16 protein-coding genes are annotated in these 15,308 nt (G+C 54.1%); 2 read left to right on the top strand and 14 right to left on the bottom strand.

Annotated elements, in window-relative coordinates:
* Positions 1-16: 16 nt before the first annotated feature.
* Entirely contained in the window at positions 17-1,696 is a 1,680-nt protein-coding gene (gene ettA / locus D7D48_RS04605) for an energy-dependent translational throttle protein EttA (RefSeq protein WP_125230171.1), read from the bottom strand.
* 113 nt (positions 1,697-1,809) lie between these two features.
* Between ettA and D7D48_RS04600 the strand changes: the two genes are divergently transcribed.
* Positions 1,810-3,207, top strand: a complete 1,398-nt coding sequence (locus tag D7D48_RS04600; protein WP_125230170.1) for a M28 family peptidase — start codon at positions 1,810-1,812, stop codon at positions 3,205-3,207.
* Positions 3,204-3,446 carry a hypothetical protein gene (locus D7D48_RS04595; protein ID WP_125230169.1) on the top strand — a complete coding sequence of 81 codons (243 nt, stop codon included), beginning with the start codon at positions 3,204-3,206 and terminating at the stop codon, positions 3,444-3,446. The genes D7D48_RS04600 and D7D48_RS04595 overlap by 4 nt, the downstream gene beginning before the upstream one ends.
* Positions 3,447-3,455: 9 nt before the next feature.
* Here D7D48_RS04595 and D7D48_RS04590 read toward each other — a convergent pair whose 3' ends face one another.
* From D7D48_RS04590 to D7D48_RS04530, 13 genes are read right to left on the bottom strand one after another with little or no spacing between them, the layout of a single operon-like run.
* Positions 3,456-4,175: a prepilin peptidase gene (locus tag D7D48_RS04590; RefSeq protein ID WP_245964334.1), complete on the bottom strand. Its 720-nt coding sequence runs from the start codon at positions 4,173-4,175 to the stop codon at positions 3,456-3,458.
* A 59-nt stretch (positions 4,176-4,234) separates the two neighbouring features.
* Entirely contained in the window at positions 4,235-4,870 is a 636-nt protein-coding gene (gene gspN, locus D7D48_RS04585; RefSeq protein WP_185739780.1) for a type II secretion system protein N, read from the bottom strand.
* Positions 4,871-4,926: 56 nt separating this feature from the next.
* Positions 4,927-5,406 carry a type II secretion system protein GspM gene (gspM, locus tag D7D48_RS04580; RefSeq protein WP_125230167.1) on the bottom strand — a complete coding sequence of 160 codons (480 nt, stop codon included), beginning with the start codon at positions 5,404-5,406 and terminating at the stop codon, positions 4,927-4,929.
* Positions 5,403-6,488, bottom strand: a complete 1,086-nt coding sequence (gene gspL, locus D7D48_RS04575; RefSeq protein WP_125230166.1) for a type II secretion system protein GspL — start codon at positions 6,486-6,488, stop codon at positions 5,403-5,405. The genes gspM and gspL overlap by 4 nt, the downstream gene beginning before the upstream one ends.
* Complete coding sequence (gene gspK / locus D7D48_RS04570; RefSeq protein ID WP_125230165.1) at positions 6,485-7,471, bottom strand: type II secretion system minor pseudopilin GspK; 987 nt, start codon at positions 7,469-7,471, stop codon at positions 6,485-6,487. Before gspK ends, gspL begins: the two co-directional genes overlap by 4 nt.
* A gap of 2 nt (positions 7,472-7,473) precedes the next feature.
* A complete protein-coding gene (gene gspJ, locus D7D48_RS04565) occupies positions 7,474-8,112 on the bottom strand; it encodes a type II secretion system minor pseudopilin GspJ (RefSeq protein WP_125230164.1) in 639 nt (212 codons plus the stop codon).
* A complete protein-coding gene (gene gspI / locus D7D48_RS04560; protein ID WP_245964333.1) occupies positions 8,109-8,492 on the bottom strand; it encodes a type II secretion system minor pseudopilin GspI in 384 nt (127 codons plus the stop codon). Before gspI ends, gspJ begins: the two co-directional genes overlap by 4 nt.
* The gene (locus tag D7D48_RS04555) at positions 8,482-8,976 is read right to left on the bottom strand and encodes a GspH/FimT family pseudopilin (RefSeq protein ID WP_185739779.1); all 495 of its coding nucleotides are present in this window, start codon (positions 8,974-8,976) and stop codon (positions 8,482-8,484) included. Before D7D48_RS04555 ends, gspI begins: the two co-directional genes overlap by 11 nt.
* A complete protein-coding gene (gene gspG, locus D7D48_RS04550) occupies positions 8,948-9,421 on the bottom strand; it encodes a type II secretion system major pseudopilin GspG (RefSeq protein WP_125230162.1) in 474 nt (157 codons plus the stop codon). The genes D7D48_RS04555 and gspG overlap by 29 nt, the downstream gene beginning before the upstream one ends.
* Positions 9,422-9,424: 3 nt before the next feature.
* On the bottom strand, positions 9,425-10,642 hold the full coding sequence (gene gspF, locus D7D48_RS04545) for a type II secretion system inner membrane protein GspF (protein ID WP_125230161.1): 1,218 nt from the start codon (positions 10,640-10,642) through the stop codon (positions 9,425-9,427).
* Entirely contained in the window at positions 10,635-12,191 is a 1,557-nt protein-coding gene (gene gspE / locus D7D48_RS04540; protein WP_125230160.1) for a type II secretion system ATPase GspE, read from the bottom strand. Before gspE ends, gspF begins: the two co-directional genes overlap by 8 nt.
* A complete protein-coding gene (gene gspD / locus D7D48_RS04535) occupies positions 12,191-14,377 on the bottom strand; it encodes a type II secretion system secretin GspD (RefSeq protein WP_125230159.1) in 2,187 nt (728 codons plus the stop codon). Before gspD ends, gspE begins: the two co-directional genes overlap by 1 nt.
* Positions 14,377-15,183, bottom strand: a complete 807-nt coding sequence (locus tag D7D48_RS04530; RefSeq protein ID WP_125230158.1) for a type II secretion system protein N — start codon at positions 15,181-15,183, stop codon at positions 14,377-14,379. Before D7D48_RS04530 ends, gspD begins: the two co-directional genes overlap by 1 nt.
* Between the last annotated feature and the right edge of the window lie 125 nt (positions 15,184-15,308).

The following is a 15,308-nucleotide window of genomic DNA, read 5'->3' as shown; positions in this document are numbered from 1 at the left end:
CGGCTTCATGCCATTATCAGCGTGTCATCTTTTTGTAAGTTGCACGATGCGGACGCGTAGCTTCGTCCCCAAGCCGGGCAATTTTGTCTTCTTCATAAGATTCAAAATTGCCTTCAAACCATTCGACATGACTGTTGCCCTCAAAGGCCAGAATGTGTGTGGCCAAGCGGTCAAGGAAGAAGCGGTCATGGCTGATGACCACCGCACAACCAGCAAAGCTTTCAAGCGCCTCTTCCAGAGCTGACAGCGTTTCCACGTCCAAATCGTTGGTTGGTTCGTCGAGCAGAAGCACGTTGCCGCCCTCTTTCAACATTTTTGCCATGTGCACACGGTTGCGTTCACCGCCGGACAGCAGACCAACCTTCTTTTGCTGATCCGTACCCTTGAAGTTGAACGCCCCGACGTAGGCGCGTGTTGGCGTCTCATGCTTCCCTAACTTCATAAAATCTGCGCCGCCGGAGATTTCTTCCCACACATTTTTGTTGGGGTCGAGATCATCGCGGCTTTGATCAACAAAGCCAAGTTTGACGGTTTCACCAATTTCCACTTCGCCAGAATCCGGCACTTCCTGACCCGTAATCAGGCGGAAAAGCGTTGATTTACCCGCACCATTCGGGCCGATAACGCCGACAATACCACCCTGCGGAATAGTGAAGGACAAATTTTCGAACAATAATTTATCGCCATATGCCTTGGTGACATTCTTGACCTCGATAACCTTGCTACCAAGCCGTTCGGGAATTTGAATAACAATCTGCGCCTTGCCGGGTGCGCGATTTTCTTGTGCCTCAACCAACTGGTCAAAAGATTTGATACGCGCTTTGGACTTTGTCTGCCGCGCCTTCGGGCTTTGACGAATCCATTCCAATTCGTCCTTGATCGCTTTTTGCCGACCAGCATCTTCACGCGATTCTTGCTCGAGGCGCTTGCCTTTCTTTTCCAGATAGGTCGAATAATTGCCCTCATAGACAAAATAACGGCCACGATCGAGTTCGAGTATCCAGCTCACGACATTATCGAGGAAGTAGCGATCGTGGGTCACGAGAATGACGTTGCCCTTATAATCGACCAAATGCTTTTCCAACCACGCCACCGATTCCGCATCAAGGTGGTTGGTAGGTTCGTCGAGCAGCAGGATGTCAGGCTTTTCAAGCAACAAACGCGTAAGCGCGATACGGCGCTTCTCACCGCCGGAAAGGCTCGTTACAGGACTATCGCCAGGTGGGCACCGCAGCGCATCCATGGCCAATTCAAGCTGGCTATCCAGCGACCAGCCATCAACGGCATCAATCTTTTCCTGAAGCGTGCCCATTTCTTCCATCAACGCATCAAAGTCGGAGTCTTCGGGCGGGTCGCCCATGATCATCGAAATTTCGTTAAAGCGATCGACCAAGTCCGCCACTGGACGCACGCCGTCCATCACATTTTCACGTACCGTTTTGTTCGGGTCCAGCTCAGGCTCCTGCGCCAGATAACCAACGCGAATATGTTCTCCGGGCCATGCTTCGCCGGTAAATTCGGTATCCATACCCGCCATGATTTTCATCAGGGTCGATTTACCCGTACCGTTCGGACCGACGATGCCAATCTTTGCATCCGGATAGAATTGCAGATTGATATTGTTGAGAACCGGCTTGCTTGCGCCGGGGAAGGTTTTGGTCATACCCTTCATTACGAAGCTATATTGCGCTGCCATGGGGATTAGTTCCTGTGTTGCATTACTTTGATTTGGCCGCTTCCCTAGCTATCCGCAGCTTTCCTCGCAAGGCGGGATTGCAAAACTGTGCGATGCGATTAAGCCTGCGCAGCATGAAGAAAAACATCGCACTGTTCGCCGCAGCTTCCACGCTGTTCCTAAACTCCGCTGTCACCGTTGCCGCCCCAACGGCCGCCAAGGCAACAACTGTTGCCGAATTGCGCGATAAGGCGCTGCAATCCGATGCCGTTGCTTATGACATCGTAGAGGGCCTCACGACCGAGATTGGTCAACGCCAAGCGGGCACGGAGGCAGAGGCACGCGCACGGGTTTGGTCGGTAAATAAGTTAAAGGCGCTGGGCTTTGAAAATGTCCGTGTTGAAGAATATCAGATGCCCACTTGGGTACGCGGCGCAGAAACCGCTGAAATCATCGCGCCGTTTCCCCAGAAGCTAGCCGTCGCAGCATTAGGCAATAGCGGTAGTACTGGTGAAGCGGGATTGGATGCGGAGATCGTCTATTTCCCGACTATTGAAGACCTGCGGGCTGCGCCGGACGGCAGTCTGAGGGGTAAAATCGCATTTGTTAGCCACAATATGAAGGCCACGCAGGACGGCAGTAGCTATGGCGCATTTGGCCCTGCCCGCTTTGTCGGACCAAATATTGCCGCTAAGAAGGGCGCCGCGGCCATCGTTATTCGTTCAGTTGGCACCGACTATCACCGCAATCCGCACACGGGGAACACCAATTTTGAACCTGGTGTCACGCCCATTCCGGCTGCCGCATTGTCCATCCCCGATGCCGAGAACCTGCAGCGCATGATTGCGCGTGGCAAGCCTGTGCGGATAAAATTGAAGCTTACTCCCCGAAATATCGGCATGCAGACGTCAGGCAATGTGTTGGCAGAGGTAAAGGGTTCTGATCCAAGCTTACCGATCATCGTCATTGCTTGCCATCTCGATAGCTGGGACCTTGGCACCGGTGCAATTGATGATGCGGCAGGTTGCGGCATCATCGGCGCGGCCGCCAAGCATTTGCAGTCCATGGGCCAACCAAAGCGCACTGTACGCTTGCTTTGGGCTGGGGCAGAAGAAGTCGGCATCTGGGGTGGCCGCGATTATGGTGAAAAGCATGCGAACGAACCGCATGCCTTGGCCATGGAATCCGACTTTGGCGCAGGCAAAGTTTGGGCGGTGGATTTCCGCCTGCCTGAAAGCGCAAATGCTTTGCGCGCACAAATCGTTTCGGCACTCGCGCCATTGGGCGTGGTTCCCCGCCGTGAACTCGCTGGCGGCGGCGCAGATATTGGCGCAATCATCGCTGCACAAAAGCTTGGTATCGTGGATTTACAGCAAGACGGTACGAAGTATTTCGACCTGCATCACACGCCCGACGACACTTTGGACAAAATCGACAAGGCAGAATTGCGACAAAATGTTGCCGCTTGGGTCGCAGCCTTAGGCTATCTGGCCAATTATGAAGGCGAACTAAAGCCGGAACTAGCGCAATGAAAAAAGCTGCTTCACTGATTTCTGCGATAGCCATGCTTGCGGCTTGTAATGATGCGCCAGTTACCCCCGATACTGGACAGGCAGAGGGCGAAGTTTCTACGGCATCGCAACAGGATGAAGTAGCCAAGCAAAAGCTGACGATTGAACAAGCTGCCGAAGAAGCCACGAAGTTGATTGAAGCGGATGCAAAGGCCGAAATAGAAGCTGCACCGCCCGCACCCGCCGAGCCTGCGCAATAATCTAAAGCACTAGGCTAGGGCCAGCAAGACAATCGCAAAGGCTGCCATTCCCATATATGCCCCGAACGGCAACTGCGTGTCGCTTTTTTTGGAAAGCGCAAAAGCAACCGCGATACATATAAACCCAATGAGCGTTGCCAAAAGCAACGTCATCGGCAATCCCTGCCAACCGATCCAAAGGCCAATGGCTCCGAACAATTTTGGGTCGCCTCCACCCATGCCCTCCACCTGACGCAGCTTTCGAAAGGCTTGTCGGATCACTTCCAAAGCAAGAAAGCCGAAAATTCCGCCCAAGATGCGGTCCGGCCAGTTAACATCGGGTACTAAAAACGGACCAATGAACACGCCCGCTAATGCCAGCACCAGCACCAGTCGGTTGGGCAACCAAAGCTGCTGAAAATCAAGAATGATGAGCGGGAGTAATAGCCAACCGAACACCGCCGCGGCCACTGCCTGACCACCCGACAAAAACATAACTGCAAACAGGCCAATCGCGGCGGAAGCCACTTCGATATAAAGCGCGCTTATCGCTATGGATTGCCCACAATAGCGGCATTTGCCGCACAGCCATAGATAAGACACCAGAGGCACGAGGTCTTTTACTCTAAGCGTCGTTTGGCAATGGTCACAATGCGACCGACCATCCGACACCCGTTCCCCGCGTGGCCAGCGACTGCACAAGGCCGCAATAAAGCTGCCCCATATAAGGCCAAATATCATGACGAGCATGGTCTGATACCAAAAAGGCAAAGCGCCTAGCATATCGTCCAATGACAGTGGGAACGTGATCAGAACCCGCCCTTTAGGACTAGGCGGTAGCCGCTATTTACGCGACGAAAACCGGCGAGACTCAAAGCCTCTGCTTGGTCGCCGCGGTCGGCGCTCAGAATAACGGTTACGGTATACCGCCCATCTGCCGACAAACGGATGTCTGCGCGCTCCATCGCGGATTGGCTAACTAACGGAAGCAATAATTGTGCGCCATTGCAGCGGGCCTGACCAAGCATCCCATTCTGTAAGTTCAGTCCCGGCATAGTGTCCGACAAAGTCAACCGCACCTGCCCGTTGGCTTCCATGCATCGGCCAGAGGCAAAGCGCGCAGAAAAACCTTCAAACTGGATATTTTCGGCCGGAAACGGCGCAAACAGCGCGCCAACTGGAAAGGTTGCGGTCAGATTGTTGACCGACACACCACTGAAACCGCGGGATACAGACCCGTTAATCCCCGGCACGAATGGCGAGTTCCCGCGCGACAGCAAAATCTCCGCCTTCCCCATAAATAACGGGGAGAATAACAAACGTGCATTGACGTCGCCCACGGGCAATTTGCCAAGGCGCAAGTCACGGATAGAACCGTCCCATATGATGCCATCAACCTTACGTGCGGTAATACCGTCCACAGCGACGATTGTCCGCAATGGCATGCATATTATTGCTGCAACAGCCAATGCTGCCAACGAAGCAACAAGCAAGCGCCGATTCATGGCGTTCTCATCTCCAACTGCGCATCCACTTTTACGGTGCTGTTCGCGCCGGGCCGTAATGCTACATTGCGTACAGCGACATTCTGACCCTCAAGCTCGGTCAACCAAGCGAGTAAAGCCGGGGCCCGTGCCTGATCTATCCGGAAACTGATTTGTCCTGGCGCGCCATTGGCCGATTTGACGAGGTCAAATCCCTTTTCCGCTGCACTTTGGGTAATCAACAGATCAATATCCGCAGTTGCTCCGGCACGTGGCTCCGTTTTCTGCTGCTGAGCAGCATCCACTGTAGCGATTATGCGCCCACGCCGCTGAACAGCCTCGTCATGGTCGGTCTTTGCCTGATCAATAGCAGACAATATGGGTAGTAAAATGCCAAAAATCGCGACCATGACTGCGGTCAGTGCACCGGCGATACCGACAAGCCACTGCTCGCGCCGTGTGAGCGCAGCAAACCACGAGCCTATTGCCGCTATCATGGCATCCTCACAGTCATGTCGACCAATGTTGCTCCGCTAGTGTCTTGACGGGGTGTAGCCGTGATACGGAACCCGTCTTGCTGAATGGCGACAAGAGCCTTGTTGATGTTATCCGACGTAGGGGCAGCCAGAACCACGCTCAAAATGCCGTCCGGTGTGTATCGTAATTCCCGTACGGATACATTTGGTGATGCTTTCACACTACGCCATAACGCGGCAGAAAGTTGCGCAAAATCACCTTGTGTTTTCCCCTGACGATTAAGCGATGCGGTGAGCATGCCTTCGGCCTGATCAATATCTTGAATAGCGGGATCAATTTTTTGTGCCGCTAATAATGCCACATCATTTTCAGATGCAGTGGCAACCCAATATTTTGCCAAGGTCGCCAGAGTGAGGGTCATTGTAACGATAACAAGCGCAAACAAAAGGCGCTGAACCCATATCTTCTGTTCTGCGGTGAACCAAGCTGTCTGCACCCGTTTTGCAAAGTTGCCTTCACGCAAGTTCAGCAAAGGCGCGGCGCTGGCGGAAAGCAGCTTCGATCGAAGCGATACTTCATCTATCGTTTCTATATCCGCGTCGCCGATGAATACATCGCGCAGCACGGCCTCGTCCGGTATCGCAAATTGCGGCCCACGCAGGACAGACATGCCGTCCATTTCCGCCCTGACCACTCCACCGGACTGCATAGGCAGCGACAATGCAAAGGGCAGAACGATGTCGGGATCTAGCCCGCGCGTGCGAAGCTTATCCAACCCAAACTGCATAACATCCGACGCGATTGTCGCGGTAGCAACTACGTGGTCAGAATCTATGCCAGCGCTACAATGGACAAGGCCAAGTGACTGTTGATCTGCACGCAGCTTCGCAACACTTTCCGCTTGGCGTCCCTGCACATCGGGTAATGTGAACCAATGGCACCGGACATCCTCAGGCGCGACAAGCGCCATCAGTGTCCGGTCGTCAACCTTCGACACAAAATTGGAAAGCGCACCTGCATCCTCCCAAACGCCCTCAACGACACGGAAAACCGACGGATCGTCTCGCTCTGATGTTGGGAAGCGCGTAATGATCAACGTCATTCCTCTTCCCCCCAACTGCGCCAGACAACGCGCGCTGGAGCAGGCGATGCGACAATCATCGACTGTCCGGCAAGCTTGAGTTCGCCAAAAGACACTATTGTGTTCAAAAGGAAGTAATTGCTTGTCAGTTTTACCTGCCCTTGAACCAGAGGAGACGGTTCCAGCGCGGCAATTTCCGGCGCCGCCCAGAATCGAATGAGGCTGCCATAGCCATTAGATGGCCGCTTGGCGAGATAGCTGCGCGCAAAGGTCAAATTCATCTTGCCGGGCGGAAGAAGCATTGCCAGCAAGGGCGCCTGTTCCGGCAGCAAAGTGTTGACGTTCAATGGCGATAGAACGGGATCGGGTAGCGCGCAAATCCAATCCTGCAACTTGGCATAGATAGCGGGCGTTACACCTTTCACCGCGCGCAGCTCGCTCGGATGCGCATAAAGCCTGTTAGACGCCAGATATGGTGTGGCGACCGCGCGATATCCGTCATCCTCCGCGCCATTTGGTAATGGTGAGATATTGCTATCCGCCCAATCTGCGCCCGCTGCGGCAACGGCACGCGCAACATTTTCTTGGATACCCAAAACAACCATCAACGATGTCATCTGTTCCTGTCCCGTTGCGCTGGCCACATATTGGCCACCCGTTTCGGTCACTAGGCTGTTGAGATTGAAACAATTGCCCGCATCACGCACGGAGGCTGTCGCAGATCCGATCGGAATGGGAATAGTTTGTTCTTTACCAAGCAAATCCCCCGATAACGTTGTTTGCGCAGCGTCACGGGCAACCAAGTCCTCAATACGCGCAGCGGCAATCGCCTCGGTCGCATAAGTAAACATCCGCGCCTGCGCAAGCGCATTCCCATTGGCCGACAATTTGCTCGACAAACTCAACCGGTCAAGAGTCGTTGCCGCAATCACAGCCAGCACCGCCACCATAATCAACACTGTCAGCAAAGCCGCGCCGCGTTCTGAGGGCTTTTGCAACATCATTGCTAGGCGCCTGTTCCAAAGCTCGGTGGCGCAACACGTGTTTGTGGGCCAACCAGAAAAAGCATACGTTGCCGTGGCTCACCTACCAAATCGACGTTTAAGGCAATGGCGCGTGGCAAAGCATCCGCATCAGTCGCTGTCCAATCATCGCGCCAAGCACCTTTGTCATCGCGAAATTCGACCGTTACAGACGTTACCCCCTCCAACAAAACAGCAGAATCTGTTGGGGCAGTGCCGTCAAGCATGGGCCAGCTTAAGCGCTTGAGTGCACCGCCTTCCAATATATAAGCTACGCGTTGGAGCCCTGCCCTTGGTGCCGAATCCAAGTTTGACCACCCTGCCCGCACAAAAGCAAATAAAACATTAGGCATGCTTACCTCGCTTTGCGTGAAGGCCGGCACAGGTTGGCCGGATTGATCTCGCACAGGCCGGGCGATCGCCTGCGCTAAGTCGCCTTCCAAACTATTGGTCAGACGATTTGACAAAGCCATTTCCTCAAGGCGCTTTTTTACGGCGATTTGGGTATCGCTGCCAGAACGCAGCAGCATTACCCCAGCCACCGATATCAGAGCAAAAATCGCGAGCGCCACGAGGAGCTCAATCAGAGTAAATCCTGCTTCAGAATGCCGCGTTTCGGTCACTGCTCAACCGGCCTTGCAATCGTTAGCTGCGCCTTGCGTAGTGCCGCGTTGCCGGTCCCGACCACATCAATTTCGACGATTACGAGACGACTGTCATCTGTGGAATTGGTTGTGGCCGTCCATTTCCAATTTTGACCGCCGTTTAATTCTTCGCCGCGCGCTTCTCCAAGGGTTGGCGGTGTAGGGTTGGACAATATTTCCACGGCTACGTTTCGCGCCACTTGCCACGCCATATTGCTATCACCCAAATTGGATGTCGAGCGCACCGAATATCCCTGCAAGCGCACCATAGCTAAGGCCGCGAGGCTAAAAATCGCCAATGCGACCATGATTTCCAATAGCGTGAAGCCATTGCGCGGTAATGAAGGCTTAACGGACAACGCGCATGTCCCCAGTTGCTGCCAACTTTAGAGTGACCGTCACGTCATCATGTGTGATCGCGATATTCGCGGGGCTTGATGGCAGGCCAGTGCTGTCAAATGCTATCCGCATTTGCCGGGCGCCAGACATTTGAACCCGTGTGCCGCTTTTCCAGTCGGTTGTTGTAAATGGAGGCTCAGACAATGGGACCCAGTTCCCGTCACTGCGCGTTTCAAAGCCATAACCCGATGGACGCACGGTAACGGCCATAATGCGGGATTGTAATATGGCGTTATCGCGCAAGGCAGCAACGCGTGCAGCAAATTGCTCTGCTTCATCCCGCACGCCGCGCTCAGGCGAGCCAATAGTCATGACAACCGCAGTGCTTGCTATGCCGATAATAAACAACACGACCATAAGCTCCACTAAGCTGAAGCCACGCGCATTATCCTGAACGATTTTATCGGCGGACGGCTTAGTCGCCGTAAATATCGGCATTTTCATCCTCACCGCCAGGCGCACCATCCGCACCCAGAGAATAAATATCAAAGGCGCCGTTCTTTCCAGGCATATTATACTGATATGGACGGTTCCAAGGATCCATAGGCAGTTTTTTGATATAGCCCTCACTCCGCGTTCCAGTCGTCGGCGGCGAAACCAATGCTTGGAGACCCGCACCTGCGTCAGGGTAGGTCAGATTATCTAGGCGATAGGTTTCCATCGCCTGTCCTAAAACTGCGATATCCGCCCTCGCCTTTTGTACCATGGCCTTGTCCTGATTGGGTAGCACGTTAATGGCCACGACCGTCGTCAAAAGCGCCAAAATGAACAGGGTCACCATCATTTCAACTAAGGTGAAACCGTTGCGGTGTGCCCGAACTGCCTTGCGGCGGAACCGCGCTGGTGCCCGGCTGGTATCTGTGAAAAGATTGAAAAATAAGCGGAGCATATTTTATAGTCCCGTTAAGTTCTGAAGTTGAAGAATTGGCAGCAATATTGCCAAGATGATGACCGCAACCACGCCGCCCATAGCGACAATGATCAAGGGTTCTAGCAACGACAAAGCGGTGCTGGTGAAAGTATCAAATTCGCGCTCCAGATATTCAGCAGCGCGTTCCAACATGATATCCAACTGCCCAGCGCTCTCGCCACTTGCCGTTAGATATACAAGCAAAGGCGGAAAAACGCCGCTGGCGCGCATTGCGCCAGAAAGGCTGCCACCACTGCGCACCGCTTCCACAATCTCATCATTGGCCTCGGACAAAACTTTATTTCGTATAGTGCCACCCGTCAGGCGCAAGCCTTCCAACAAGGGCAAGCGGCTGGCCACCATTGTGGCCAGTGTCCGCGCCATCCGTGCGGCGTGCAGGTTCCTCAAAAGCTTTCCAATTACTGGAATGCGCAGGATATTGCGGTCCACCGCCAGGCGGAAAGCGGGTTGTTTCATGGCTTGCATAAAAATCAACGCGCCCATCAGGGCGAGGATAATTAACACCCAATAATAACTCGCCAAAAACGCCGAAATGCCAATCACCACCTGCGTGATCAAGGGCAGTTGCTGATCCACATTGTCGAATTGTTCGACCACGCGTGGCACGACCGAGACCATCAGCCCCATCACTACCAGAATTGCGACGAGCGACAAAATTGCTGGATACGCAAGCGCGCCAATCAACTTACCCCGCATCTCCGCTTGCCGTTCGAGCAATACAGAAAGCCGCTCCGTAATGAGCGGCAATGTACCAGCGCCCTCACCTGCCGCGATCATTGCGCGGTAGAGGGGTGGAAAGCTGTTGCTTTCGCGCCGCATGGCGTCGGACAAGCGCTGGCCTTCAACGACGCCTGTGTGAACCGCTGTCAATATATGACGAACATGCTGCTGCTCGCTTTGCCGGCTAATCGTCCGCAACGCCTCTTCTAAGGGCGATACTTGTGCCAACGACGACAATTGCCGCGTGAACAATGTGAGTTGCTTTGCATTCAACCGAGGCTGCCGTTTCAACGGCAAATTGGCGAAAGCCGATGCACGCACTTCGGCAGGCGCAACGCTCACAATATAAAGCTTTTTCGACGCCAATGCTTCGCGCGCCAGATCATCATTGGCGGCAGATATCCGTCCGCGCCGCTCACGCCCGTCCGGGTCAATGGCGTGATAGGCAAACTCAGGCATCGTCAATGTCTTCACGACGTGAAATGCGGATAGCCTCCTCTGGCGTGGTGTCACCGCTCCGCACCAATTTACGCGCCGCGGCACTTAAATTGGGTTGGTTCACAAATGCATGCCGCGCCAATATGGCTTCATCGCCGCCATCGTTAATCAAGCGGCGGATAGTATCATCCACGCGGACAGCCTCAAACACACCAATCCGTCCCATAAAGCCGGTATTATTGCATTCAGGGCAACCAACAGCTTTATAAACCGCAGTACCTTTATCAAAACCAAGCAAAGATGCGGCATTGCCGTCGGCCTGGACAGTTTCGCGGCAATGCGGGCACAGGCGGCGCACAAGCCGCTGTGCAATCACCGCGCGCAAAGTTGACGCGAGCAAGAATGGCTCCACTTTCATATCGCGCATGCGTGTGATGGCCCCAAGCGCATCATTTGTGTGCACTGTAGTGAGAACCAAATGGCCGGTCAGCGCGGCTTGCACGGCGATATCTGCGGTTTCACGGTCGCGGATTTCGCCGACCATGACAACGTCAGGATCCTGCCGCAAAATGGCGCGCAGGCCAGCAGCAAAGGTCATACCGACTTTCGCATTTACTTGCGTTTGGCCAATGCCCTCCACGGCATATTCAACCGGATCTTCGACCGTCAATATATTCCGGGAACCGTCATTCAGGCGCTTTAAGCCTGCATATAATGTGGTGGTCTTACCCGAACCTGTTGGCCCAGTTACCAAAATGATACCATTGGGTTCAGCCAAAGCTTCGCGCAGGATTTTGAGCGTGTCTTCAGACATGCCTAACAGATCAAGCGATATGCCTGCATTTTCATTGTCGAGGATACGCATGACGACACGCTCGCCAGCACGACTGGGTAAGGTCGACACTCGGACATCGACCATCTTTCCGCCAAGCGTCAGTCCAATACGGCCGTCTTGCGGGATACGACGTTCCGCAATGTCTAAACGCGCCATGACTTTAATACGGCTAACGACAACAGGCGCGACATTGGCGGGAAGACGAAGCCGTTCCTGCAACACGCCATCGGCGCGCATGCGAATTACAAGGCCAGTTTCATAAGGCTCGATATGAATATCGGAGACACCTTGGCGTACAGCCTCTGCTATGATGCCATTGATTAACCGGATGACGGGGGCGTCATCTGCGCTGTCGAGCAAATCATCGGCGCTTGGTAACATATCCGATAACAGATCGCCGTCGTTACTGCCTATTGATCCCGCCATTGCCGCTGCGCTTCCATCCATGGCATAATGTTCGGACAAGTATCGGTCGAAAGTTTGGTTATCGGCTATCTCAACATCAAACGGCATCGCCAGATAGCGCCGGACCTCCAGCAACATCACAGGATCTGCGCCTTCGCGCATGGCGACGATTAAACGGTCATTATTCTCATGACGCAAAACTAAGCCATGTGCCTTAGCAAAGGCATAGGGCAGATCCAGCAATGGCGTGATTTGGGCAGCAGTAGAAGCTGCGTCAGGTTCGACGCCAGCCGTCCCCTGTTGTTCAAACGGGGCTTGCGGATCGGTCATTATTGCACATCCCCGCGGGGCAAAGATACCGCGCTCTCGGGCACATCTGCCGCTTTAAGCGGACCAGCTGCGGCTGGGCGCGCAAGATTGCCGTCTGCGCCGATCATAATATCGTTCGCCCGCGCATTTGGTTCGGTTGGCGGCTTAGCGCCCATATAATCGCGAAGCAATTCATCAATGCTTGGTTCGACATCGGGATTACGCACCTTCTGCATATCGCGCACATAATCATAACGACGCGCGGTCAATCGATCACCGTCTTCGCGGCTGCGCAAAATTGTAGGCCGGATGAAAACCATCAGGTTGGTTTTGCTGCGGCTGCGGCTGCGCGACTTAAATAGCTCACCAATAAGGGGGATGTCGCTGAGCAACGGAATACGCTCAATCGTGCGACGCTCATCATCATTAAGTAGTCCGCCTATCGCCAACAATTGGCCGTCGCCGACCGTCAATGTGGTCTCGAATTCGCGTTTGTTAAGAACAAGGTCGTTGGACCGCGAAGATACAGGGCCCGCAACGCTCGATACTTCTTGCTTGAGGAACAGCTTCACATCGCCTTGCGCGTTGACCTGCGGGGTAACCTCCAGCTTGATGCCGACTTCCTGCCGCTGCACGGTGCGGAATGCATTTTCAAAGTTCGCGGACAATTGCTCGCCGGTGCTGACAGGCACCTCCTGACCCACAAGAAATTTCGCCTTTTGGTTGTTCAAGGTCACAATATGCGGCGTCGCCAAAAGGTTGGATTCCGTATCCGCTGCAATTGCGTTGATGATGGTACCGAAAATCGCATTGTTACCGATATCAAGCGCAAAGCCGCCAAAGCCACCTGTCGCGCTTAAAATAGATGCTGCCGCAGCCTCTTGCAGGCTATCACCCAAGGCGCTGTTAGTCGCGGTGGTGGTCGTGTTGCCGTTCACTGTCGTCGTCGTGCGCGTTAACTCTTCGGCTCCAACGGCGCCTGCTATGGTCAGTATATTAGGCGAAGCATTGGAATAATTAGTTGCTGCAAAGGGTGCGTCTTTACCCCCCACGAGGAATTGCACGCCAAGCTTTTTGGCGGCCTCATTGCCGATTTCCACGACAATTGCTTCCACCAGAACCTGTTCAGGCCGTGTATCCAACTGACGGATCAATTCGCCCAAGCTGCGTTGCACGTCCGGATTGGCCGCAACGATAAGGGCATTTGTGCCTTCATAGCGCGTGACAACAATGGGTCCGCGCCCGCCAATGCCGTTCGTGGCCGTACCAGACGATGTCGCAACAATGGGCGCAGCTGGAGCAGCAGACGCTCCGCCATTTGCTGGTGCCGCCACAGGCGCTATCTCACTGCCTCGCGCTCCACTGCTTTGCCCACCAATCAGCGACTGGACCGTTTCCAACAAAGTTTCGGCATTTGCATGCTCAAGTCGGTAGACGCGAATTTCAGCGCCGGATTGGGCGCGCTCGTCCAATTGCTTTGCCATGGCGGCAAAGCGGGCAACGGACGTTGGATCACCGCGCAAGGCAATGGCGTTGCTGCTGTCGATAGCCGCAATAGATACGGGCGCGCGCGCACCCTCGCCGCCGCCCTGGCCAGCCAATCCTTGTAATGCCGTCGCAATTTCACGCGCGCCAGCATTGTCCAGAGTCACAATTTGTGTTGCGGCACTGTCTCGGTCGATCTGACGAATAAGATCGCGGATGCGGCGGATATTGTCGGCATAGTCTGCGACCACCAAGCTATTGGCGCTGCGGTTGGCCGTTAGTGATCCTTCCCGGCTGATTAAGGGACGCAATGTTTCCACAGCCGTTGTCGCGTCAATAGACCGCAAGCGGAACACTTCGGTGACAAACTGGCTGGCGGACTCGGCCCGACTACCTACCCGCGTTGGTTGCGTTGCAGCACCATCGGACGGCTGAATGCGATACCCGCCGCCGCGCATAGGAATAGCGACAAGGCCATTTGCGCGGAGCGTGGACAAAAACACTTCGAAATATTCCGAACGCGACAAGGGCCTGTCTGTTACAACTGAGACCTTACCGCTTACGCGGCCATCAACAATGAAGGTTTGTCCCGTAACGCGCGCGGCATCCTGCACAAAGGCACGGATATCAGCGTCGCGGACATTTAAAGTCTGCTGCGCCGTTACTGGCGTTGTGAAAACAAGCGTGCTGCACGCCAACCATAAAGAGAGTTTCCGGATCACTATTGTTCCAAATTTAGAGCGATGGGGACCTTTGAACCGCCGCGTTCAACTTCAACGCTAATACGAGCTCCAGGTCGGAATTGGGCTATGACATCAGTGGCGGATGAAACAGGACGTCCATTAACGGCAACAACAACATCGCCAGCTTGAAAACCGGCGAGCCGAAGCATTGTGCCGTCATCCTGCGCTTTCAAAACAAGGCCGGTCACCCTGCCCCCTTCGTTACGCGGCGCAAAGCCTATGGACTTTTGTAACGTTTGTGCGTTCAGCCCCCCTGCCGTAGGCCCTGTGGACGCTGCCTGCGGCGAGGCTCCGGAAGGGTTTATGGTTTCCGCCGGAACAGACTGATCCAAATAGAGCGATTCCTTTACCCCGCCACGGGATAAAATCACATGGTCAAACGCAACCGCGTCCAATATCACGCCCGGCGCGACTTCTTCACCAACGGCAAAGCTATTTTGGATACCGTCCTCGCCGGCAATGATAGCAGAACCGCCGCCTGAACTTTCATTTGCGCGCACACCGAACAAAACCAAGCTTAAGGATGTCACATTCTGTGAAGCACCAGTGGATGCCTCGGTGCGATATAAAGGATCAAAGCTGCTAAAAAGCGCCAGCCGTGCCGAAGGTGATACTAAATTGACTGATGGCGCGCGCCATCCATCTAACGGACCAACCGGCGTTACAATAATCCAAAAAAGCCGAGCAACCTGAATAACCAAAAGGATAGCAGTCAAGGCAATGAGTATATTGCCAACAGGTAGCAACGTCAGCGCGCGCAATTGCACTTTTGCGCTTTCTGCCAATGATTTTCCCACAAGTCCTCCGCTATGGCGACTCCGCCATTTGATCTGAGGATTAAGACCCCGTTGTGACCTAAAAGTGAAGTTAAAATGACAGTTCCATGACGTCTATTTTGATTGTTGGGCGA

This window comes from Sphingorhabdus wooponensis, from assembly GCF_003933235.1.
In the GTDB taxonomy this organism is placed as follows: domain Bacteria; phylum Pseudomonadota; class Alphaproteobacteria; order Sphingomonadales; family Sphingomonadaceae; genus Sphingorhabdus_B; species Sphingorhabdus_B wooponensis.
Note: the sequence above shows the minus strand (reverse complement) of the source record. Positions and strands in the feature narration are given on the sequence as shown.